The organism is Kitasatospora sp. NPDC002040 (assembly GCF_040296785.1).
Lineage (GTDB): Bacteria > Actinomycetota > Actinomycetes > Streptomycetales > Streptomycetaceae > Kitasatospora.
Genome location: NZ_JBEOXV010000010.1, coordinates 111,842 through 134,016, shown reverse-complemented (window position 1 = coordinate 134,016; position 22,175 = coordinate 111,842). Strand labels below are relative to the sequence as shown.

At 74.2% G+C, this 22,175-nt stretch carries 20 protein-coding genes and 1 pseudogene; 9 read left to right on the top strand and 12 right to left on the bottom strand.

The genetic code is table 11. The features are described from left to right. The first annotated feature begins 124 nt into the window (after positions 1-124). The gene (locus ABT118_RS22050) at positions 125-1,903 is read left to right on the top strand and encodes a multicopper oxidase family protein (RefSeq protein WP_350671511.1); all 1,779 of its coding nucleotides are present in this window, start codon (positions 125-127) and stop codon (positions 1,901-1,903) included. A gap of 287 nt (positions 1,904-2,190) precedes the next feature. Here the strand turns inward: ABT118_RS22050 and ABT118_RS22045 are convergent, their stop codons facing one another. From ABT118_RS22045 to ABT118_RS22000, 10 genes are all read right to left on the bottom strand, one after another. Beyond that, positions 2,191-4,197 carry a sensor histidine kinase gene (locus ABT118_RS22045; protein WP_350671508.1) on the bottom strand — a complete coding sequence of 669 codons (2,007 nt, stop codon included), beginning with the start codon at positions 4,195-4,197 and terminating at the stop codon, positions 2,191-2,193. 121 nt (positions 4,198-4,318) lie between these two features. Next, a complete protein-coding gene (locus tag ABT118_RS22040; RefSeq protein WP_350671504.1) occupies positions 4,319-4,990 on the bottom strand; it encodes a response regulator in 672 nt (223 codons plus the stop codon). A gap of 75 nt (positions 4,991-5,065) precedes the next feature. After that, positions 5,066-6,178: an NAD(P)-dependent alcohol dehydrogenase gene (locus tag ABT118_RS22035; RefSeq protein WP_350671501.1), complete on the bottom strand. Its 1,113-nt coding sequence runs from the start codon at positions 6,176-6,178 to the stop codon at positions 5,066-5,068. Positions 6,179-6,181: 3 nt separating this feature from the next. Continuing rightward, entirely contained in the window at positions 6,182-6,718 is a 537-nt protein-coding gene (locus ABT118_RS22030) for a VOC family protein (protein WP_350671499.1), read from the bottom strand. A gap of 40 nt (positions 6,719-6,758) precedes the next feature. Next, complete coding sequence (locus ABT118_RS22025) at positions 6,759-7,151, bottom strand: hypothetical protein (RefSeq protein WP_350671497.1); 393 nt, start codon at positions 7,149-7,151, stop codon at positions 6,759-6,761. Further along, the gene (locus ABT118_RS22020) at positions 7,148-7,468 is read right to left on the bottom strand and encodes a hypothetical protein (RefSeq protein WP_350671496.1); all 321 of its coding nucleotides are present in this window, start codon (positions 7,466-7,468) and stop codon (positions 7,148-7,150) included. Before ABT118_RS22020 ends, ABT118_RS22025 begins: the two co-directional genes overlap by 4 nt. Beyond that, on the bottom strand, positions 7,465-8,340 hold the full coding sequence (locus ABT118_RS22015) for a dehydroquinate synthase/iron-containing alcohol dehydrogenase family protein (protein ID WP_350671494.1): 876 nt from the start codon (positions 8,338-8,340) through the stop codon (positions 7,465-7,467). Before ABT118_RS22015 ends, ABT118_RS22020 begins: the two co-directional genes overlap by 4 nt. Positions 8,341-8,359: 19 nt before the next feature. Beyond that, positions 8,360-8,758 carry a pirin family protein gene (locus ABT118_RS22010; protein ID WP_350671492.1) on the bottom strand — a complete coding sequence of 133 codons (399 nt, stop codon included), beginning with the start codon at positions 8,756-8,758 and terminating at the stop codon, positions 8,360-8,362. Continuing rightward, complete coding sequence (locus tag ABT118_RS22005; protein WP_350671490.1) at positions 8,755-9,471, bottom strand: cupin domain-containing protein; 717 nt, start codon at positions 9,469-9,471, stop codon at positions 8,755-8,757. Before ABT118_RS22005 ends, ABT118_RS22010 begins: the two co-directional genes overlap by 4 nt. Beyond that, positions 9,456-10,628 (bottom strand): sedoheptulose 7-phosphate cyclase, encoded by a 1,173-nt coding sequence (locus ABT118_RS22000; RefSeq protein WP_350671487.1) that lies wholly within the window; start codon positions 10,626-10,628, stop codon positions 9,456-9,458. The genes ABT118_RS22005 and ABT118_RS22000 overlap by 16 nt, the downstream gene beginning before the upstream one ends. 159 nt (positions 10,629-10,787) lie before the next feature. Between ABT118_RS22000 and ABT118_RS21995 the strand changes: the two are divergent. From ABT118_RS21995 to fahA, 5 genes and pseudogenes are all read left to right on the top strand, one after another. Continuing rightward, positions 10,788-11,399: pseudogene (locus ABT118_RS21995) on the top strand (phosphoribosyltransferase); the annotation flags it as partial. A gap of 249 nt (positions 11,400-11,648) precedes the next feature. Then, on the top strand, positions 11,649-12,785 hold the full coding sequence (hppD, locus tag ABT118_RS21990) for a 4-hydroxyphenylpyruvate dioxygenase (protein WP_502884635.1): 1,137 nt from the start codon (positions 11,649-11,651) through the stop codon (positions 12,783-12,785). A gap of 24 nt (positions 12,786-12,809) precedes the next feature. Then, positions 12,810-14,003: a homogentisate 1,2-dioxygenase gene (locus ABT118_RS21985; protein ID WP_350671481.1), complete on the top strand. Its 1,194-nt coding sequence runs from the start codon at positions 12,810-12,812 to the stop codon at positions 14,001-14,003. Continuing rightward, on the top strand, positions 14,000-14,767 hold the full coding sequence (locus ABT118_RS21980) for a hypothetical protein (protein WP_350671478.1): 768 nt from the start codon (positions 14,000-14,002) through the stop codon (positions 14,765-14,767). Before ABT118_RS21985 ends, ABT118_RS21980 begins: the two co-directional genes overlap by 4 nt. Further along, positions 14,764-15,978: a fumarylacetoacetase gene (fahA, locus tag ABT118_RS21975; protein ID WP_350671475.1), complete on the top strand. Its 1,215-nt coding sequence runs from the start codon at positions 14,764-14,766 to the stop codon at positions 15,976-15,978. Before ABT118_RS21980 ends, fahA begins: the two co-directional genes overlap by 4 nt. Before the next feature lie 63 nt (positions 15,979-16,041). Here fahA and ABT118_RS21970 read toward each other — a convergent pair whose 3' ends face one another. Beyond that, positions 16,042-17,763, bottom strand: coding sequence for a P-loop NTPase fold protein (locus ABT118_RS21970; protein ID WP_350671472.1), 1,722 nt, complete (start codon positions 17,761-17,763; stop codon positions 16,042-16,044). Between the two features lie 97 nt (positions 17,764-17,860). On the opposite strand from ABT118_RS21970, the gene ABT118_RS21965 reads away from it, so the two are divergent. The 3 genes from ABT118_RS21965 (at position 17,861) to ABT118_RS21955 (ending at position 20,721) form a co-directional block, all read left to right on the top strand. Beyond that, entirely contained in the window at positions 17,861-18,901 is a 1,041-nt protein-coding gene (locus ABT118_RS21965; RefSeq protein ID WP_350671471.1) for an enoyl-CoA hydratase/isomerase family protein, read from the top strand. An 85-nt stretch (positions 18,902-18,986) separates the two neighbouring features. After that, positions 18,987-19,838 carry a hypothetical protein gene (locus tag ABT118_RS21960; protein WP_350671469.1) on the top strand — a complete coding sequence of 284 codons (852 nt, stop codon included), beginning with the start codon at positions 18,987-18,989 and terminating at the stop codon, positions 19,836-19,838. Between the two features lie 106 nt (positions 19,839-19,944). After that, positions 19,945-20,721 (top strand): enoyl-CoA hydratase, encoded by a 777-nt coding sequence (locus ABT118_RS21955; protein ID WP_350671466.1) that lies wholly within the window; start codon positions 19,945-19,947, stop codon positions 20,719-20,721. Positions 20,722-20,769: 48 nt separating this feature from the next. On the opposite strand, the gene ABT118_RS21950 is transcribed toward ABT118_RS21955, so the two are convergent. After that, entirely contained in the window at positions 20,770-22,173 is a 1,404-nt protein-coding gene (locus ABT118_RS21950; RefSeq protein WP_350671464.1) for an amidase, read from the bottom strand. Positions 22,174-22,175: the final 2 nt, after the last annotated feature.

Here is a 22,175-nt window from a genome sequence, read left to right as displayed (position 1 = left end):
GGTCCGACCTCGCGGCCGGTCGCGGGGACGACCCGGTCGGCGGCACCGACCGGGACCGGTGCCTCATGCGGTCGGGACGGTTCGTGCCCCACCGTGGAGTCAAACCGACTCCACGGAGGCCACCGTGCCCGAATCCACCGAGCTCACCAAGTTCGCCGACCCGCTGCGGATCCCCCAGGTCCTGCGCCCCGACGGGGAGCTGACGATCCGGCAGGTCTCGGCCGACGTGCAGCTGCACTCCGAACTGCCGCCCACCCCGATGTGGACGTACGAGGGGACCTTCCCCGGCCCGACCATCGAGGTCCGGCGCGGGCAGCGGCTGCGGGTCGACTGGCAGAACCGGATCAGCACCCCGTACCCGGTCCAGATCGGCCACATCCCCGACATCACCATGCCCCCGGCCGAGAACGTGCCGGGGATCGACCCCGCCCTGATCGACCCGAGGGGCCCGGCGCTGCCGCCCTGGCTGGTGGTGCACCTGCACGGCGCGGTCACCAACGGCGGCAACGACGGCTGGACCGACAACGCGGTCCACGCGGGCCACTCGCAGCTGTCCGAGTACCCGAACGACCAGGCCGCGATGCCGCTCTGGTACCACGACCACGCGATGGGCGTGACCCGGCTGAACGTGCTCTCCGGCCTGGTCGGGGCCTACCTGGTCCGGGACGAGGAGGAGGACCGGCTGCAGCTGCCCGCCGGGGAGTTCGAGCTGCCGCTGATCCTGTGCGACCGCAACCTGGCCACCGGCCCGGACGGGGCACTGACCGGGCAGCTGCTGCACAAGACGGTCGGCCCGCTGCCGTACTGCGGCCGGTACACGCTGGTGAACGGCGTGATCTGGCCGCACCACGAGGTCAGGCCGCGCTGGTACCGGTTCCGGGTCCTGAACGCCTCCAACTCCCGGCCGTACCGGCTGCACCTGGTCGACCAGGACGGGCAGCGGGTGAACGGCGCGGCCTGGCAGATCGGCAGCGACGCCGGACTGTTCGGCACCCCGATCCCGCTGCCCGGACGCGGGCTCAGCCTGGCCCCGGCCGAGCGGGCCGACCTGCTGATCGACTTCACCGCGCTGGCCGGCCGCACCCTGCGGCTGGTCAACTCGGCCCCGGCGCCCGCCGAGGGCACGCCGATCGGCGAGGACGACGCGGTCGGCATCGCCGATCCGGCGAACCGGCTGCCGGACCCGGAGGTGATGGAGTTCCGGGTCTCGGCCGCGGCCGAGCCGGAGCCGTTCGCCCTGCCCGCCGTGCTCTCGCCGAGCTTCCGGCGGCTGTCCCACGACGACATCCCGCACCACGGCCACCGGATGCTGATGATCACTCAGGCCCCCGGGGCGATGTTCCACTTCTGGGAGATGGAGGAGGTCCCGGAGGCCGAGGTCCCGCCGGTCGGCACCGTCGTGGACGGCCTGGTCCAGGTGCAGGAGGCCGGCCAGGCCGTGCACACCTACCGGCGGGTCTCCAACGACTTCAACGACCGCCTGAACTGGCGGATCGACGAGGACGCCTGGGAGCAGTGGACCATCATCAACCTGGCCCAGCTGGCCCTGCACCCGGTGCACATCCACCTGATCCAGTTCCAGATCCTCACCCGGGCGACCGTCGACGTCACCGCCTTCGACCCGGGCGCAGGCGGCACGCCGATCGGCAAGCCGGTCGGCTGGGGCGCCCGGAACCCGATCGACCCGGCCGACCAGGGCTGGAAGGACACCGTCACCGTCTCGCCGCGCGAACTCGTCCGGGTGGCCGGGCAGTTCACCGGGGCCACCGGGAAGTTCATGTACCACTGCCACATCCTCGACCACGAGGACGACGGCATGATGCGGCCGTTCACCGTCTCCCCCGCCGCCGTGATGGCGCTCGACCCGGGCATGGGCGGGGGTGGCATGCACCACGAGCACTGAGCCCGACCGTCGGATGCCCGGCCAGGGAATCCCTGGCCGGGCATCCGGTGCACAGTGCGGTTCCGGGCCTCACCGGCGTGGTGTCTCCTGCTTCTCCTGGTCCTCGTTCTTCTTCGGGCAGGGCGGCTGCCCGGGGCCGCCACAGGGGGCGCCCGGCTTCCGCTGTTCCTGGTTCACGGTCATCTGGGATCTCTCCTCGGTCGGGTCCTGTCACCACTGTGACCGCACCGGGGTCCCGCCCACATGAGCCCCTGGTCCCCACTCGGGCCAGGACGACAGGCCCGGCCCTAACCGTGCACGCGGGGGAAGACCGCCCGGACCACGGCGCCGTCCGCGTCGTTCGCCGCCGTGAAGGAGCCGCCGAGCTCCTCGGCCCGCTCCGCCATCGAGCGCAGGCCGACCCCGGCCCCGCCGTTGTGCGCCGGGAACCCCGCCCCGTCGTCGGTCGCCTCGACCGTCACCTCGTCCGGCCCCACCCGCAGGACCAGCCGGGCGGCGGCCGCACCCGAGTGCCGGACCACGTTGTTGAGCGCCTCGCCGCTGATCCGGTAGATCGCCACCTCCACGGCCGCGGGCAGCGTGGGCAGCGGGTCCGGGTCGAGGTCGAGGGTGACCCGGAGCGGGCCGTTGCCGAGCCCGTCCGCCAGCCGCCGGAGCGCACCGGCCAGCCCCTCGCTGCCGAGCGCGGCCGGGGCCAGGCCGTCGGTGATCCGGCGCAGCTCGGTGATCGCCTGGCCGATCCCGGCGGAGGCGACGGTGAGCGAGGCGGCCGCCTCGGAGTCGGGCGCGATCCCGGTCCTGGCCGCGTCGATCTGGAGCCGCAGGCCGGACAGCGCGGGGCCGAGGCCGTCGTGCAGGTCGTGCCGCAGCCGCCGGCGCTCCTCCTCCCGGGCCAGCACGATCTTCTTCCGGCTGGCCTGCAAGTCCTCGTACAGCCGGAGCGAGGCGATGGCGGGCGAGGCCTGGTCGGCCAGCAGCCGGAGCACCTCGCGGTCCTGCCGGTCCAGCTCGCGCTGGCCGGAGCGCGGCGGCACGCACAGGTCGCCGATCACCGCGCCCTCGTAGCTCAGCGGAAAGCTTTCGGCACCGGCGCCGGGCTCCCCCAGCCGGGCCAGCTCGCGCGGGCCGCTCCTGGTCCGCACCGCGACCAGGGCGGCGGGCAGACCGAGCGCGTGCACCACGGTCTGGCAGAGCAGCGGCGGCGCCTCGGCCGGGCCGACCGCCCGGCTCATCCGCTCCGCCAGGTTGCGCACCACCTGGTACGGGTGCGCCCGCTCGCCGTAGTAGTACCGGTCCACCGCGCGCACCACACCGTGCGCGGTCGGCCGCAGCAGCGCGCCGAGCACCGCCGCGACCAGCACCAGCCACCAGTGCAGGCCCGACTCGGCACCGGGGATCAGACGGTGCATCAGGTAGCCGACCAGCAGGGCGCCGACGAACAGCAGGGTGCAGAAGGCGTACGCGGCCAGGTAGCGCCGGGTGGCCCGGTCCAGCGAGAGCGAGCGGTCCCGGCGGAAGGCGGCGACCGGGACCAGCAGCCAGACCGCCTCACCCGCGAGGATCACCGCGTAGGGCACCCAGTCGGGGTACTCGCCGACGTAGTGCGGGACGGTGACCAGCGCGGCCCACACCAGGTAGGCGGCCACCACCATCCGCAGGTGCGGGTGCGGCCCGGGCGACCGCCACCAGCGGACGGCGGCCACCGCCAGGGTGAGCACGATGCTCGCGGTGAAGAGGTCGAACGCGTACGGGCTGAGCCAGCCGTCCAGCCAGCGGTACAGCGCGGTGCCGTGCAGCGGGTTGGGCAGGGTGTAGAACTCCTCGACCCGGGCGGTGTTGGAGAACCCCAGCAGCACGCTCCAGGCCGCCACCAGCGCGGTGACGATCCGCCAGGGTCCGCCGGGCAGCCGGGCGTCGGGCAGCCAGAGCGGGAAGGCGACCACCATGAAGGCGTTGGCGAGGTCGGCGGCCAGCACCACCGCGACCACCAGGTTCATCGCCCCGGGCCCGGCCCCGAGCAGCAGCACCATCCGCAGCGACTGCAGTGCGCCGGTGGCCAGCAGCAGCACGCCGAGCCCCCGGCCGTTCCGGTTGACCACCAGGAACAGGCCGGAGAGCGCGAAGGTCAGGCTGAGCGCGACCCAGACGCCGTCGAAGAAGTAGGACTCGCTGATGCCCTCCGCATCGCGGTGGGTGAGCGCGAGCACCGACCAGCCCAGCGCGCAGAGCAGGGCGAAGGCGGCGGCCGCGAGGGCCCTGGCCGTGGTGGCGCCGGTGGTCTCGTTCCCGCTCATGTATCGGCACTCCCTCGACCCTGGCTGGCTGGGCGGTCCATGCTCCTCCGCCCGTTGTCCCGGCCGCACGGGCCGCTGGTCCCGTCGTGGTCCCCGGTCACCGCGCCCCGGGGCGCGGCCCTCAGTCGTCGCCCAGGCCCATGTCCCGGGCCCGGGCCACCGCCTCCGCGCGGGTGGCGACGTGCAGCTTCTCGAAGATGTGGGTGACGTGGTTGCGGACGGTCTTCTCGGCCACCACCAGCTCGCGGGCGATCTTGCGGTTGTCCAGGCCCCGGGCCACCAGGTTGAGCACCTCGGCCTCCCGGGCGGTGAGCGAGGGGAAGAGCTGGCCCGCCTCGCGCAGCTTGGTGCCCGCCAGCAGCGAGGTGATCCGGACCGCGATCTCGGAGCCGAACACCGCACCGCCGGCCGCCACCGTGCGCACCGCGTGCAGCACCTCGTCCCGGCCCGCACCCTTGACCAGGTAGCCCCGGGCGCCGGCCTGCAGCGCGGCCAGCAGGCTGCCGTCGTCGTCGGCCATGGTGAGCATCAGGACGGGAGCGGTCGGGGTCTGCTCGGCCAGCCTGCGGGCCGCCTCCAGGCCGGAGCCGTCGGGGAGCGAGAGGTCGAGCACCACCACGTCGGGCAGGCACTCGGCCACCGCGCCCGGGACGGCCGCGACGGTCTCCGCCTCGCCCACCACCTCGATCCCGTCGGCGCTCTGCAGGGCGGCCTTCAGACCCTCCCGGAAGAGCGGGTGGTCGTCCACGATCAGTACACGCACCGGCCCGGTGCCCCTCTGCTGCTCATCCACCTGGCCGACACTACCAGTGATGGATATATGACTTAGTGTGACATGCTGGTGGGTCGCCCCGACTTCGACCGCCGGTCAGGGCATCACCAGGACCGGCTTGACCACCTCGCCCGCCGCGGCGGCGGCCGCGGCCCGCTCCACGGCGGCGAACGGGAAGGTCCGCACCAGCCGGTCCACCGGCAGCCGGCCCGCCAGGAAGAGGTCCACCAGCGCGGGCAGGAATCGCCCGGGCCGGCTCGCGCCCTGGTTGACGCCGACGATCCGCGGCACCCGGTCGAGCAGCGCCGGTACGTCCAGGGCGAGTTCGCTGCCCCGGGGCGGGGCGCCGACCACCGCGCAGGTGCCGCCGACCGCCAGCGCCCGGACGGCCGCGCCGAGCGCACCGAGCGCACCGCTGGTCTCCAGGGTGCACTCGGCGCCCCGACCCTTCGTCAGCTCCAGCACCGCCCCGACCGGGTCCTCCGCACCGGCGTCGACCACGTCGGTGGCGCCCAGCTCGCGGGCCAGCGCCAGCCGGTCCGGCCGCAGGTCCACCGCCACCAGCCGGGCGGCCGGGGTGAGCCGGGCCGCCAGCAGGGCGGAGAGGCCGACCGCCCCGGCGCCGAACACCACCACGGTGTCGCCGGGTTCGGGCCGCAGCACGTTCAGCACCGCCCCCGCGCCGGTCTGCACGCCGCAGCCGAACGGGGCCAGCAGCTCGGCCGGCACCCGCCCCGGTACCGGCACCGCGTTGCGCTCGGTGGCCAGCGCCAGGGTGGCGAACGAGGACTGGCCGAAGAAGTGTCCGTGCAGCGGGGAGCCGTCGGCGGCGCGCAGCGTGGCGCTGCCGTCCGCCCGGCGGCCGCCGAACAGGTTCAGCCGGGGCCAGTGCGCGCACCGGACCGGCTGCCCGTCCCGGCACTCGCGGCAGTCCCCGCAGGAGGCGAAGGTGAGCAGCACGGTCTGACCCGGGGTCAGCCGGGTCACCGCACTGCCCACCGCCTCGACGGTGCCGACGCCCTCGTGGCCGAGCACGGCGGGCAGCGGGCCCGGGGTGTGCCCGGCCCGGACGCTCAGGTCGGTGTGACAGATCCCGGCGGCGGCGATCCGTACCAGCACCTCGTCGGGCCGGGGGTCGTCCAGCATGATCGGCTCCAGGGTGAACGGCTGCCCGGGGCCCCGGGTGACGGCGGCGGTCGCGGTGGGCACGGCTCAACTCCAGGGCTGGACGGGACGGTAGAGCCGGGCGTCGGTCAGCTGCTCGTACGGCAGCCCCTCCGGCAGGTCGATCAGCTCCAGCTGCAGGCCCCAGGGCGTACGGAAGTACACCCAGCGGTCGCCGTCGATCGGGCCGCCGTCGGCGACCGTCTCCGGCCGGCCGAGCACCTCCACCCCGGGCTGGGCCCGCAGGTAGGCGGCGGCGGCGTCCACGTCGGTGACGGCGATCGCCAGGTGGTGGCCGCCCCAGTCGCTGTTCCTGGGCAGTTCGCGGCGCTGGTCCGGCGCGCTGTACTGGAACAGCTCCAGGTTGGTCACCGGGCCGAGCCGGAGCATCGCGACGTACGCGGCGGCCCGGTGGTGGACGCCGAGCTGACGGGTCATCCAGTCCCCGTCCGGGTCGTGCACCGGGCCGACCCGGTAGAGCAGTTCGGCGCCGATCACGTCGGTGAAGAAGGCGACCGCCTGGTCGAGGTCGGGGACGGTGTACGCGACGTGGTGCACGGCGAGGGCACCGGGGATGGCGTTCATCGGTCTGCTCCTTCTCGGAGGTTCGGGGGTCACGGAGGTGCTACGGGCGGGTGCGGGTGCGCAGCGGCGGACGGCGGCGGCGGGCGGGCCCGGCGCCCAGGGTCAGGCAGAGCAGCTCGGCGCCGAGCGGTCCTGCCACCAGGTCCAGGTCCTGGCCGGGCGGGACCAGCAGCAGGTCGCCGGTGTCGGCCAGGTGCTGGGCCGGGTGCGGCCGCTGCTCGGCCAGCACCGGGCCGCGCAGCACGTACCAGGCGGCCTCGGTCTCGCGGCGGCCCGTGCGGTGGTGGGTGCCGCCGGGGCTGAGCCGGACGTGTTCGAAGGACTCGCAGTCGGCGGTCACCAGGTCGCGGCGGGCCAGGCAGAGCACGCGGGTGCGCTCGCTGCCGGCTCCGACCACGGTCATGGCGGCGGCGGAGGCGGTGGTGACGATCATCGGGGGCCTGCTCCCGGTACGGCCAGGACGGCGTGGAAGTACTCCAGGCCCGGTTCCCCGGCGGTGAGGACGAGTTCGCCGCCCAGCGGCAGCGTGACGGCGGTGCCTTCGGCGAGCGGGACGTCGGTCTCCCCGGCGCTCGCCCAGCCGGCTCCGGCGGTGACGTAGAGGGTGTGCTCGACGCCGTCGGCGATCAGTTCGATGCTGTCCTGCGGGTCGAGCCAGGAGAGGCCGACACCGCGCAGCGGGCCGGTGAGCACCCGACCGGGGTCGACGGCGCGGCCCCGGCTGAGGGCGGTGATCGCGGTGCTGGTCATCTCGGACGCTCCTTGTTCGGGCCTGATGCTTCGACGGTGTCCCGCCCGTTGTCCCGGGCGGCAGGGGACGCGGTCCTGTCCGGGGCCCGGGTGACCGCCGGACGGCTGTGCGGGACCCCGGCCGGACGGCGGCAGGACGACAGCGCGGCCCGGACGGCAGCGGGGTCCACGGGGGTGAGCAGCCGGCCGTCGACGCAGCGCGGGTGCCCGAGCCGGTCCAGCAGCAGCAGGGCGGGCGGTACCGCGGCGGCCACCGCGTCCAGGTCGGTCCGCCCGGGTACGGTGACCGGCAGCCCGGCCCGCAACAGCAGCTCCCGGTGGGCGAGTTCGTCCGCCGGGCCGAGGCCGCCGAGCCGCCCGGCGACCAGCAGGCCGAGCCCGGCCGCGGCGGCCGGCGGCAGCCCGCCGGCCCGGTGCAGCGCCTGCCCGATCTCCCGGCCGTAGCCGAGCGCGCGGGCGGGGCCGAGCTCCAGCGGGTCGTAGGCGGTGAGGGCCGCGCGGGCGTCCACGCAGATCGCGATGAAGGCCAGCAGCGCGCGGTGCCCGTACCGGCCGGTGGGGGTCAGGGCGGCGGCGACCCGGTCCAGGTGCGCCGGGCAGACCGCCAGTACACAGCGGATCAACTCGACCACCCCGCCTGCCACTTGACCGGAGGCCAGCTGCTCCAGCTGGCCCCAGACCACCGCCGGGGCACCGGCCCGGAGCGAGAGGGCGGGCCCGCACAGCGCGCCGAGCGTGCCGGCCAGCCGCACCCCCTCGGCACCCCTGCGCTCCACCAGCTCCGCCAACTCGGCCCAGCCGGGCGCGCCTTCGCGCACCCGTACGGCGTAGTGCACGCCGCCCGCCTGTACCTCGCGGTCGAGACCGAGCATCGCCACCCCCTCCTCTCGCTCAGGACTGACGGACCAGCAGGTCGGGCCTGCGGGCCGGGAGTTCGCTGCTGACCGCGTCCGGCATGACGGTCAGACAGAGCAGTTCGGCGCCGAGCGGGCCGCCGTGCAGGTGCACCCGGCCGCCCACGGGGGCCAGCAGCAGGTCGCCCTCGGCCAGCAGGTGCTGCGGCTGCTCGGGGCAGTCCAGCAGCGCGACCGGGCCGCGCAGCACGTACCAGGCCGCCTCGGTGCCCGCCCGGCCGCCGAGGTCGTAGCAGGCGCCGGGGCTGAGCCGGACGTGGTCGATCGCCTCGGTCTCGCTGTGCAGCATGCCCCGGCGGGCCAGGCAGCGGGTGCGGACCCGCTGGGTGCCGGGGCCGAGGTGCACGGCGCCGTGGGCCGTGTCGGTGACGATCATCGGAGCTCTCCCGGACGTTCGGACGGCGGCACGGTGAGCACCGCGTGGACGTACTCCAGCCCGTCGTTCCCGGCGGTGAAGGCCGCCGAGGTGCCGAGCGGGAGGGTGACGGACCGTCCGGGGTCCAGCGGGACCCGGACGTCGCCGGCGGCGGCCCGGCCGGAGCCGGCCGTGACGAAGACGGTGTGCTCGGTGGCGTCGGCCGACAGCTCCACCCGCTCGCCCGGCCGGAGCCGGACGAGTTCGAGGTGGCGCAGCGGCCCGGTGAGCACCACCCCGGGGTCGATCGGGCCGACCCGGCGCAGGTTGGTCACCACGGCGTGCCGCTTGATCGGGGTCCGTGGACGGGGAAGGGGTACGGCGGGCATTTCGATCACCAGCCAGTCGAGCGCCTCGGTGCCCGCGTTGCGGAGACCGTGGGTGGTGCCGAGGCCGGTGAGGACGACATCACCGGCCCCGACGGGACGGGATCGGCCGTCGAGGGTGATCTCCCCGCGGCCGGTGAGGAGGACGTAGCACTCCTCGGTACGGGTGTGCAGGTGCTCCCCGCTGACGCCGCCGGGCGGGATGCTGGCCCATTCGACCGCCTCCCAGCCGCCGGCCAGGCCGGCCCGGCGGGCCAGGCAGGCCCAGCGGGTCAGGCCCTGGGTGCCGTGCACGCCGTGCACGTCGGCGGGGCCGCGGGTGTCGGCGACGATCACTGCGTGACGCATGCCAGCTCCTCCAGTTCGTCGGCCGCGTGGCCGATCTCGGTGGTGGTGAGGTCGTCGGCGAAGCAGCCGTGGCCGATCCCGACCGGGAGCGGGAAGCGCTGCCTGCCGTCGCGGTGGCGGATGGTGTCGGTGAGCGCGTCGGCCAGCGTCTCCGGCTCCAGCAGCGGGTGCCAGACCGGGAGCCCGAGCCGGCGCATCAGGTCGAGGATCCGGTCGCGTTCGGCGGCCTCGACCAGTCCCCTCCGCTGGGCGAGCACCGTGGTCAGCGCCATGTCGAGGCAGACCGCCTCGCCGTGCAGCAGCTCGGGCAGTGCCCGCATCTCCACGGTCGGGCTGAACGAGTGGCCGTAGTCCATCGACCGTTCCAGCCGGTGCTCCCACAGGTTGGGCTGGAGCTCCTGGAGCATTCCGTGCACCGCCCGGACCAGCACCTCGCCGCCGGGCACCGGGCCCTGGAAGCGCTGCTCGATCAGCGTCTCGCCGATCCGGTCCAGCAGGTCGAACAGCAGCCGGTCCTTGATCAGGGCGACCTTGAGGATCTCGGCCAGCCCGTTGCTCAGGTGCCGCTGGTCCAGGGTGGCCAGGAAGGCCGGGTCCAACAGCGTTGCCACGGCGGGGTGGTAGGTGCCGAGCCGGTTCTTGTGCCGGCCGAAGTTGACCCCGGTCTTGGCCCCGACGCCCGCGTCCACCAGGCCGATCAGCGTGGTGGGCACCCGGACGAACGGGGTGGAGCGGCGGTACAGGCTGCAGGCGAGTCCGACCACGTCCATCAGCACGCCGCCGCCCATCGCGATCACCGGCTCGCCGCGCCGGGAGACCCCGAAGCGGTCCATCCGCTCGGCGACGTGGAACACCGACTCCATCGTCTTGACCTCCTCGTGCGCCGTCAGCACGCAGAGCTCGGCCGCCAGGCCGCGGGCCTCGAAGTAGGCCCGGATCCGGTCGCCGTAGAGCGCGTGCACGGTCTCCTCCACCACCACCAGCCGCCGCCCGGGGACGGCGCCGGCGGTGGCGAGCGCCGGGTTGGCCGGGGAGAGGGTCTGCGGGGTGAAGACCACCTGGTAGGTGACGGGGAGGGCGGTACTGACCGTCCAGGCGCTGACCGGCTCGCCGGTGGTGAACAGGCCGTGGGCGGAGGTGTTGGTCTTGGCGGCCACGGGTGGCCTCCCTCGTGTCGTTCCGGGTTCGGAGCTCCACGTTCTCCGGCCCGCTGTCCCGGACGCACGGGTGCGCCGCCCGGATCGTGGCCCAGGTGCCGGACCGGGACCGGTCGGGCCGCGGTCCCGGGACGTACGGTGGAATCCGGAGGCGCCGCCATGTACTTCACCGACCGCAGGGACGCCGGGCGACAGCTGGCCGAGCGGCTCGGGGCCCGCCCGGACACGGTGGTGGTGGGGCTGCCGCGCGGCGGGGTGCCGGTGGCCGCCGAGGTGGCCCGGGCGCTCGGCGCCCCGCTGGACGTCTGCGTGGTGCGCAAGCTCGGGGTGCCGCACCAGCCGGAGCTGGGGATGGGCGCGATCGGCGAGGACGGCGCCCGGGTGCTGAACGAATCGGTCCGGCGGGCCGCCCGGGTGACGGACGCTCAGCTGGCCGAGGTGGAGCGGGCCGAACGGGCCGAGCTGGCCCGGCGGGCCGAGCGCTACCGGGGCGGACGGCCGCCGGTGGAGCTGGCGGGCCGCACCGTGGTGGTGGTGGACGACGGGATCGCCACCGGCGCCACCGCCAGGGCCGCCTGCCGGACCGTCCGCCGGCGCGGAGCCGCCCGGGTGGTGCTGGCCGTCCCGGTCGCCCCGGCCGGCTGGCGGTCCGGGCTGCGGGGCGAGGCGGACGAGCTGGTCTGCGTCGGCGAGCCGGCCCGCTTCCTGGCCGTCGGCGAGTTCTACGCGGACTTCGGGCAGACCACCGACGCGGAGGTGCTGGACGCTCTATACGGCTGACCTGACACATTCAAGAGGGCCGGGTTTGACTGGGCAATCTGACCAGCGGTGACCCCTTCGGGCTGCTCAGCTTGTACACATTGAGCAGGTGATCCCCGGTCTGTTGCCCAGCGAACCCGGCGGGCGCAAGCTCAGCGCACTGCAGGCCTCAACGTGGAGGAACCACCCATGACCGCCAACGCCGTAGAACTGACCCCCGAGGAGCTCGAGGCAGGCCTCGACGCGGACCAGCTCCGCCGTCTGGTGGGCCTGGTCGAGCACGACGCCGCGGGTGACCCGTTCCCCGTCATCGCGCAGGACGCGATCGTCTTCGTGGTGGGCAACGCCACCCAGGCGGCGCAGTTCTACCAGGCCGTCTTCGGCATGGAGCTGGTCGCCTACTCCGGCCCCGAGACCGGCCGCCGGGACCGCAAGGCGTTCGTGCTGCGCTCCGGCTCCTGCCGGTTCGTGATCAAGGGCGGGGTCTCCCCGGACAGCGCGCTGCTGGACCACCACCGCCGCCACGGCGACGGCGTGGTCGACCTCGCGCTGGAGGTCCCGGACGTGGACAAGTGCATCGCGCACGCCCGCGCCACCGGCGCCACCGTGCTGGAGGAGCCGAACGACGTCACCGACGAGCACGGCACCGTCCGCCGCGCGGCGATCGCCACCTACGGCGAGACCCGGCACACCCTGGTCGACCGCTCCCGCTACCACGGCCCGTACCTGCCCGGCTTCGTCACCGCGCAGACCCGGGTGCAGCGCCCCGAGGGCCACCCCAAGCGGCTGTTCCAGGCCCTGGACCACGCGGTGGGCAACGTCGAGCTCGGCAAGATGGACGAGTGGGTCGGCTTCTACAACCGGGTCATGGGCTTCGAGAACATGGCCGAGTTCGTCGGCGACGACATCGCCACCGAGTACTCGGCCCTGATGAGCAAGGTGGTCGCCAGCGGCAACCACCGGGTGAAGTTCCCGCTCAACGAGCCCGCGATCGCCAAGAAGAAGTCGCAGATCGACGAGTACCTGGAGTTCTACGGCGGCCCCGGCTGCCAGCACCTGGCGCTGGCCACCAACGACATCCTCACCACGGTGGACATCCTGCGCTCCAACGGCGTGGAGTTCCTGAACACCCCGGACTCGTACTACGACGACCCGGAGCTGCGGGAGCGGATCGGCAAGGTCCGGGTCCCGGTCGAGGAGCTCAAGAAGCGCGGCATCCTGGTCGATCGTGATGAGGACGGCTACCTGCTGCAGATCTTCACCAAGCCGCAGGGCGACCGGCCGACGGTGTTCTTCGAGTTCATCGAGCGGCATGGTTCGCTGGGCTTCGGCAAGGGCAACTTCAAGGCCCTGTTCGAGTCCCTGGAGCGCGAGCAGGACAAGCGCGGCAACCTCTGAGACCGGCTCGGGAGGATCACGATCATGGCGCACTACCGGCAGCTGGGCAGCATCCCGCCCAAGCGGCACACCCAGCACCGCACACCCGAAGGCGGGCTGTACTACGAGGAGTTGATGGGCGAGGAGGGCTTCACCTCGGACTCCTCGCTGCTCTACCACCGGGGCATCCCGTCCGCGATCGTGGACGCCGTCCCGTGGGAGCTGCCCGACCAGGGCACCGTCCCCAACCACCCGCTGATCCCCCGTCACCTCAAGCTGCACGGGCTGTTCGAGGGCGAGGAGTGGAAGGACACCGACGCGGTCGCCGGGCGGCGGCTGCTGCTCGGCAACGGTGACGTCCGGCTCTCCTACGTGGTGGCCGGCGCGCCCAGCGAGCTGTACCGCAACGGGCTCGGCGACGAGTGCGTCTACATCGAGTCCGGCACCGCGGTGCTGGAGACGGTGTTCGGCTCGCTGGAGGTCAGCGAGGGCGACTACGTGATCATCCCCCGGGCCACCACGCACCGCTGGGTGCCGGGCCCGGACGCGCCGCTGCGCGCGTACTGCATCGAGGCCAACAGCCACATCACCCCGCCCAAGCGCTACCTGTCCCGGTTCGGCCAGCTGCTGGAGCACGCGCCGTACTGCGAGCGGGACCTGCGCGGCCCGGTCGGCCCGCTGCTGGTCGAGCAGGCGGACGTGGACGTGCTGGTCAAGCACCGCGGCCCGAACGGCGTGGTCGGCACCCGGTACACGGTGCCGCACCACCCGTTCGACGTGGTCGGCTGGGACGGCTGCCTCTACCCGTACGCGCTGAACATCAAGGACTTCGAGCCGCTCACCGGCCGGATCCACCAGCCGCCGCCGGCCCACCAGGTGTTCGAGGGCCAGAACTTCGTGATCTGCAACTTCGTGCCGCGCAAGGTGGACTACCACCCGCTGTCGATCCCGGTGCCGTACTACCACTCCAACGTGGACAGCGACGAGGTGATGTTCTACTGCGGCGGCAACTACGAGGCCCGCAAGGGCTCCGGCATCGCCCAGGGCTCGATCTCGCTGCACCCCGGCGGCCACACCCACGGCCCGCAGCCGGGCGCGTACGAGCGCTCGATCGGCGCCGAGTTCTTCGACGAGCTCGCCGTCATGGTGGACACCTTCCGGCCGCTGGAGCTCGGTGAGGGCGCCACCGCGAGCGAGGACGGCAACTACGCCTGGACCTGGTCGGGCGGCCGGCGATGACCGTACCCCCGCTGTTCCAGGGGCTGTTCGACGACGCGGCGGTCTTCCCGCCCGGAGACCTGCCGCTGGCCGAGGCGGTGCCCGCGCACCTGCGGCACCGCTCGGCCTGGTACGCCGACGCGGTCGGCCCGTTCCTCTGCGGAGCGGGCCGGGCCGGCGAACTGGCCGCACTGGCCGCCCCCGGACTCCGGGTCGGGCTGGTGCTGCCGGGGGGCAGCACCAGGCCCGGCCCGGTGCAGGGCGTGGACGTGGTCGGGATCGAGCTGGTCGCCGACTCGGTGCCCGCCGACCTGCCCGAAGGCGTCACCGTCTCGCTCGAACTCCCGCGCGACGAGCAGCTGCAGCAGCGGCTGGACCGGCTGGCCGGGACACCGCACCGGGCCAAGTTCCGCACCGGCGGGCTGACCGCCGACGCCTTCCCCACCGAGGCGGAGCTGGCCGCGCTGCTGACCGCCTGTGCCGAGCGCGAGGTGCCGTACAAGTGCACGGCGGGCCTGCACCACGCCGTCCGGCACACCGACCCGGCGACCGGCTTCGAGCACCACGGCTTCCTCAACGTGCTGCTGGCCGCCGCCGATCCGGCCCGGGCCGCCGAGGCACTGGCCGAGCGCTCCGGCGCCGTGCTGGCCGCCGCCGCTAACGGGCTGAGCCTCGGTCAGATCGCCACCGCCCGCGCCTCGTTCACCGCCTTCGGCACCTGCAGCATCGCGGAGCCGCTCGCCGACCTGGCCGAACTCGGCCTACTGACCCAGGAGAACCGTTGACCACCAGCTGGCTCGCCTCCGCGCTGGACTCCCCGTTCGGCCTGCACAACCTGCCCTACGGCGTCTTCAGCACCGCCGACCGGCCCGAGCGCCGCCGGATCGGCGTGGCCGTCGGCGACTTCGTGCTGGACGCGGGCGCCGCCGCCCGCGCGGTCGGCCAGCCCTCGGTGCTGCTGGACGCCGACACCCTCAACCCGCTGCTGGCGGCGGGCCGTCCGACCTGGACCCAGGTGCGCGCCGCGCTCACCGCCTGGCTGAGCGAGGAGCAGCACCGGGCCGCCCTCTCGCCGCACCTGTACCCGGTCGACGAGGTCGCCCTGCACCTGCCGTTCGAGGTGGCCGACTACGTCGACTTCTACGCCTCCGAGCACCACGCCACCAACCTGGGCAAGATCTTCCGCCCGGGCACCGAGCCGCTCACCCCCAACTGGAAGCACCTGCCGATCGGTTACCACGGCCGGGCCGGGACGATCGTCAACTCCGGCACCGAGATCGTCCGCCCGCACGGCCAGCGCAAGGCGCCGAGCGAGCCGCTGCCGTCGTTCGGCCCCTCGCGCCGACTGGACATCGAGGCCGAGGTGGCCTTCGTGATCGGCGCCGGCAGCGAGCTCGGCAAGCCGGTCGCGCTGGCCGACTTCCGCGAGCACGTCTTCGGTGTCTGCCTGCTCAACGACTGGTCCGCGCGCGACCTCCAGGCCTGGGAGTACGTGCCGCTCGGCCCGTTCCTCGGCAAGTCCTTCGCCACCTCGCTCTCGCCCTGGGTGGTCCCGCTGGACGCGCTGGAGCACGCCCGGGTCAGCCCGCCGGCCCGCGACGTCGAGCCGCTGCCCTACCTGGACGACCGGGACGGCGAACCCTGGGGCCTGGACCTGGCCCTGACGGTCCGGCTGAACGGCCACGTGATCTCGCGGCCGCCGTTCGCCTCGATGTACTGGACCGCCGCCCAGCAGCTCGCCCACCTCACCGCCAACGGCGCCTCGCTGCGCCCGGGCGACCTGTACGCCTCCGGCACCGTCAGCGGGCCCGAGGTGGAGAGCCGGGGCGCCCTGATCGAGCTCACCTGGAACGGCGAGAACCCGGTCAAGCTCCCGGACGGCACCACCCGCACCTTCCTGGAGGACGGCGACACGGTCACCATCACCGCCACCGCCCCCGGCCCGGACGGCACCCTGATCTCGTTCGGCGAGGTCACCGGGCGGATCGTGCCCTGACCCGCCCGCCGTCCGCACCCCGCCGCCGTCCCGCTCCCGTCCGAGCGGGGCGGCGGTCCGCCGTCAGCGGGCGGCCGCCACCGCCTCCTCGATCAGGTCCACCAGCGCGGTCGGCGAACGGACCGCGAGCTGGGCACCGGCCAGCTCCGCCTCGGCCAGCAGGGTGACGTTCCGGCTGACCGAGTAGACGATCACCGGCCCGCCGAACCCCGCCGCCCGGACCGCCCTGATGCCCTGGATCCCGGCCCGCGGGTCGTTCCCGCGCTTGAGGTCGGTGATCAGCACGTGCGGCCGCCAGTCCAGCCGGGCCAGCGCCTCGGTGGTCCCCTCGACCTGCAGCACCTCGGCCCCCGAACTCCGCAACTGCCGCACCAGCCGGGCGTTGTTGACCGGGATGTCGTCCACCCAGAGCACCCGCGCGCCCTGGAGGTTCAGCAGCGGCGGAGGCGTGCCCAGCACCACCGGCGGCCGGGTCGGCTCCAGCGGGGCGGTCCGCCTGAGCCGCCCCAGCAGGGCGGCCGACTCCGGCAGTTGGTCCAGCTCCAGCAGCAGCCGGACGAAACCCCGGTCGGCCGCCAGCAGCGGGTACTCCGGCGGCAGCGCCTGCTCCAACTGCTCCAGCAGGGAGGGCAGCGCACCCGGAAGGTCCAGCTCCAGCCGCTCCGCCAGCTCGGTCAGCCGGGCCGCCCGGGCCGGATCGAGCTCCGCACCGCGCCGCCGGGCCACCCCGCGGACCTCGTAGTAGGTGACGAACTCGGCCACCAGGTCCGGCGCGCCGGGCTGGACCAGCGCCCGGTGGAAGTCCGGGTACAGCTGCTGCAGCAGCATCGCCCTGAGCAGCCCCTCCGCGCCCAACTGCTGCCAGCCGGCGTCGAGGTGGTACTCCATCACGAAACCGTTGATCAGCCGCTTGATCCGGCGCGGGTTGCGCCCCATCCGCTCCGCCACCAGCGCGGCCAGCGGCGGCGTGAGCAGCGCGGACGTCCCGGACTGCTCGGCGTAGCGCTCCACCAGCCGGGCCGCCTGCACCGGATCGATCGGCGGCATCCGGTAGTTGACCTGGACGATCTTCTGCAGGTAGTCCGCGCTGAGGGCCCGCCCGGAGGCCTCCGCCACGTCCGCGATCCGGCGCTGGTCGCAGCCCAGTACGAAGGCCAGCCCCGGCACGTCCAGATAGATCTTGATCGCCTCGCAGACGGCCAGGATGGTCTCGTCCGAGCAGCGGTCCAGGTCGTCCACGAAGACCACCAGCAGCCGCCGCCGGTCCGGCGCGCCGGGCGCGGCGGCCCACTCGGTGGCCGCGTCCGCGATCAGCTTCCGGATCGCGTTCCTGGCCGCGGCGTCGGCCGCCATCCGCTCCCACAGCTCGTCGACGATCCGGTCCACCCGGAACACCCCGGCCAGCAGGGTGGCGACGGTGCGCAGCGCGGAGACCAGCAGGCCGCTCCGGTTGGTCCGGTGCCAGATCCGCCGCAGCAGGTTGCGGTCGAAGCGCTGGAGCACCGACTTGATGACCCCCTCCAGCGCGTCGGTGCCGTTCGCCGTCCAGGCGTTGAACCAGACGCACTCGACCGTGCGGTCCTCCTGGAGCACCGCCTCGATCCGGTGCATCAGGCTGCTCTTGCCCATCCCCCAGTCCGCGTCGATCGCGACCGTGAACGGCGTCGCCGCCCGCGAGGCCTGGATCAGCGCCGCCAGGTCCCGGGCCGCCCGGGCCGTGCCGAGCACGTCCTCCCCCGTGCTGTCTCCGCGTACCGGTTCGTCGTTGAGCAGCAGAAAGTCCACCGTCGGTACCCCCCTAGGTGATCAGCATCCTAGAGCGTCCGCTCCGGGGCGCGCCGGGTACGGTGGCGGGGTTCGTCCGACCGGAGATGGGACCCCGATGACAACCGATGTGGTGCTGGAGCAGGACGGCCGGGTCGGCCGGATCACGCTCGACCGGCCGCGGGCGCTGAACGCGCTCACGCACGGGATGCTGCTGGCGATCGAGCGGCAGCTGACCGCCTGGGCCGGTGACGACGGCGTCGGGGCCGTGCTGCTGACCGGCGCCGGGGAGCGCGGGCTCTGCGCGGGTGCGGACATCCGGGCGCTGCACGACGACGCCAAGCTGGGCGGTGCGGGCGCCCGGGCGTTCTTCCGGGACGAGTACCGGCTGAACCACCTGATCTCCCGTTACCCGAAGCCGTACGTGGCGGTCATGGACGGGATCACCATGGGCGGCGGGGTCGGCCTCTCCGCGCACGGCAGCGTCCGGGTGGTCACCGAGCGCTCGGCGGTGGCGATGCCGGAGACCCGGATCGGCCTGATGCCGGACGTCGGCGGCAGCCACCTGCTCGCGCACGCCCCGGGCGAACTGGGCACCCACCTGGCCCTGACCGCCGCCGCGATGGGCCCGGGCGACGCGCTGCTCTGCGGCTTCGCCGACCACTTCGTGCCGGCCGCCGCACTGGCGGACTTCACCGCCTCCCTCCGCGACACGGCCCCGGCCGAGGCGCTGGCCCGGTACGCGGCCGAGGCCCCGGCCGCCGCGCTCGCGGCGCAGCGGGAGTGGATCGACGCCTGCTACGCGGCCGACACCGTGGAGGAGGTGCTGGAGCGCCTGGACGCCGCCGGGATCGCCGAGGCCAAGGAGGCGGCCGAGCAGATCCGGGCCAAGTCGCCGACCTCGCTCAAGGTCACCCTGGCCGCCCTGCGCCGGGCCCGGGCCCACCGCACCCTGGCCGAGACGCTGGACCAGGAGTTCCGGATCTCCTGCACCGCGCTCGCCTCCGCCGACCTGGTCGAGGGCATCCGCGCCCAGGTGGTCGACAAGGACCGCAACCCGCACTGGTCCCCCGCCACCCTGGCCGGTGTGACGGACCACCAGGTGACCCGCTACTTCGCCGACCTCGGCCCGGACGAGCTGGGGCTGGCCCGGGCGTAGCCCCGGTTCGGCGTCGTGCGTTGCCCGGCGGGCTCAGGGGGGTTTGACTGGGGGTACACGTCCGTCCGCACGGAGGGGTGCCACCATGACCGCCGGCCACTCCATCCCCGGCAAGGCCGGCTTCGCCGAGGCGTACGGCGGGCCCGACCCGCGCGGGTACTTCCGCGCCCTCGGGCCGTACGAGTACGTGACCCCGCACCACGCCCAGCAGGTCTTCCGCCTGCTCACCGCCGCGCGGGAGCCGCGCACGGTGGTGGACCTGTGCTGCTCGTACGGGATCAACGCGGCGCTGCTGAACCACCGGCTCACCCTCGCGGAGCTGTACCGCCGCTACACCGACCCGGCCCTGGACGGGCTCTCCACCCCCGAACTGTCGCTCCGGGACCGGCAGTTCTACGCCGCCAGCCGCCGCCCCGAGGCGGTCCCGGTGGTCGGCATCGACGTGGCGCCCGGCCCGGTCGAGTACGCCCGCCGGGTCGGGCTGCTGACGGCCTCGTTCGCCGAGAACCTGGAGCGCTCCGCCCCCTCGCCCGCGCTCCGGGCGCTGGTCGCCGACGCCGGGCTGGTCACCGTCACCGGCGGGGTCGGCTATGTCTCGGCGCGCAGCTTCGACCACCTGCTGGCCTGCGTGGAGTCCCCGCCGTGGGTGGCCGCCTTCGTGCTGCGGGCGGTCCCGTACGGGCCGGTCGCCGAGGTGCTGGCCGAGCACGGGCTGGTCACCGAGCGGCTGGACCGGACCTTCCCGCAGCGCCGGTTCACCGGCCCCGAGGAGCGGGCGGGCGTCCTCCGGGCGGTGATCGGGGCCGGGCTCGACCCGGCCGGGCTGGAGAGCTCGGGCTGGTTCCACACGGTGCTGTACGTCTCCCGGCCGCCGGCCCAGGTCGCGGCCCGGCCGCTGGCGACCCTGCTGCGCCGGCCCGGGCCCGCCGACACGTGAGGATCGTCTCGGATCGCGAGACTGGCGCGGGGGCGGGTCGGTCGGGAAGGGTGTCCCTCGTCAGGGCAGCAGCCGCGTGCCGGAAGTACCGAGGGAGTCAAGGGCGATGACCGAGTACCAGACCATCCTGGTGGAGCAGAGGGGCCGGGTCGGGCTGATCACGCTCAACCGGCCGGAGGCGCTGAACGCGCTGAACAACCAGCTGATGCGCGAGGTGGTGGGGGCGGCCACCGCCTTCGACCGCGACCCCTCGGTCGGCGCACTGGTGATCACCGGCTCGGAGAAGGCCTTCGCGGCCGGGGCCGACATCAAGGAGATGCAGGACAACGCCTTCCCGCAGGTCTACCTGGACGACTGGCTCGGCCCCTGGGACGAGCTGGGCCGGCTGCGCAAGCCGGTGGTCGCCGCGGTGGCGGGCTACGCGCTGGGCGGGGGCTGCGAGTTGGCGATGCTGTGCGACATCCTGATCGCCGCCGACACCGCGAAGTTCGGCCAGCCGGAGATCAAGCTCGGGGTGATCCCCGGCATCGGCGGCTCGCAGCGGCTGACCCGCGCGGTCGGCAAGGCCAAGGCGATGGACCTCTGTCTGACCGGCCGGATGATGGGCGCCGAGGAGGCCGAACGGGCCGGCCTGGTCTCCCGGATCGTGCCGGCGGCGGACCTACTGACCGAGGCGCTGGCCACCGCCGAGACGGTGGCCGCGATGTCCGCCCCGGCGGCCGTGATGATGAAGGAGAGCGTCAACCGCGTCTTCGAGACCACCCTGGCCGAGGGCGTCCGGTTCGAACGGCGGCTGTTCCACGCGCTGTTCGCCACCGCCGACCAGAAGGAGGGCATGGCCGCCTTCGCCGAGAAGCGCAAGCCGTCCTTCGAGAACCGCTAGCCGCAGGCTGCCGCGCCGCCCGTCGACCGGGCGGCGCGGCAGCGCGCTTCAGTCCTGGATCCGCCGCCAGGGCCGGTCCTGCTCCAGGGCGAAGGCGAGCTCCAGCAGCACCCGTTCCTGGCCGTGCGCGGCCGACAGGTGCACCCCGATCGGGCGGCCGTCGGCGGCGGCGCCGGTGGGCAGGGCGATCGCCGGGGCGCCGGTCACATTGTTGACCGGGGTGAAGGCGACGTAGCGGTGCAGCCGGCCGATCAGCTCCTCGAACGGGACGTTCGGGCTCAAGTGGCCGATCGGCGGCGCGACATGGGCCAGCACCGGCGAGAGCACCGCGTCGTACCGGCGGAACATGTCGGCGTACGCCTGCTCCGCCTGCCGCAGCCGGCGCAGCGCCCCCGGCATCCTCGCGAAGCCGCGCCGGAAGCTGTGCCGCAGGCCGGTGGTGAGCCCGTCCAACTGCCCGGCCCGGAAGCTCCGGTCGAGCGTCAGCCGGCCGGTGGCGGCGATCACGAAGGCCAGCAGGCCCCAGTACAGGGTGAAGTCGCGGGAGAACTGCTCGCCGAACGGCAGCTCGGCCGGCTCCACCCGGTGGCCCAGCGCGGCCAGTCGGGCGGCGGTCTCCTCGGTCACCCGGCGGGTCTCGGCGTCGGTGACGGCGAGCGGCGAGTCCAGTACCAGGCCGATCCGCAGCGGCAGCTTCCCCGGCCCCTCCACCAGGCCAAGCGGGGGCAGCGCGGGGTTGCGGTGGTGCCGCTCGGCGGCGGCGAAGAAGGCCGCGGTGTCGCGCACCGTCCGGGTCACCACCCCGTCCGTGATCAGGTCGATCGGCATCCGCCGCCCCTGGTCGTTGGGCACCAGCCGGCCCCGGGTCGGCTTCAGGCCGACCAGGCCGCAGCAGGCCGCCGGGATCCGGATCGAGCCGCCGCCGTCGTTGGCGTGCGCGATCGGCACCACCCCGGCCGCCACCAGCGCCGCCGCCCCGCCCGAGGAGGCGCCCGCCGAGTGCGAGGTCAGCCACGGGTTGCGGACCGGCTCGGCGGCGGCGTACTCGGTGGAGGCGTTCAGCCCGAACTCGGGCAGCCGGGTCTTGCCGAGCACGGTCAGCCCGGTGCCGAGGAACTGCTCCGTGAAGCCGGCCGTCCGCCGCGCGGGCCCGGCCCGGAACGCCGCACTGCCTTGCCCGGTCGGCATCCCGCGCAGATCGGTGTTGTCCTTCAGGTAGGTGGGCACCCCGCCCAGTGCCCCCTCGGCCGTCTCCCGGCCGTAGTGCGGGCTTCCGTACGCCTCGAACGCGACCGGTGCCAGCAGCCCGTCCACCCGCCGGGCCCGCTCGGCCGCGGCCTGCGCCAACTCCTGGGCGCCGACCGCGCCGGAGCGCACCAGCGCCGCCAGTGCCACCGCGTCGTGCTCGCCCAACGCGTCGTCCCCGACGGCATGGACCCGCTCGCCCGTCATCC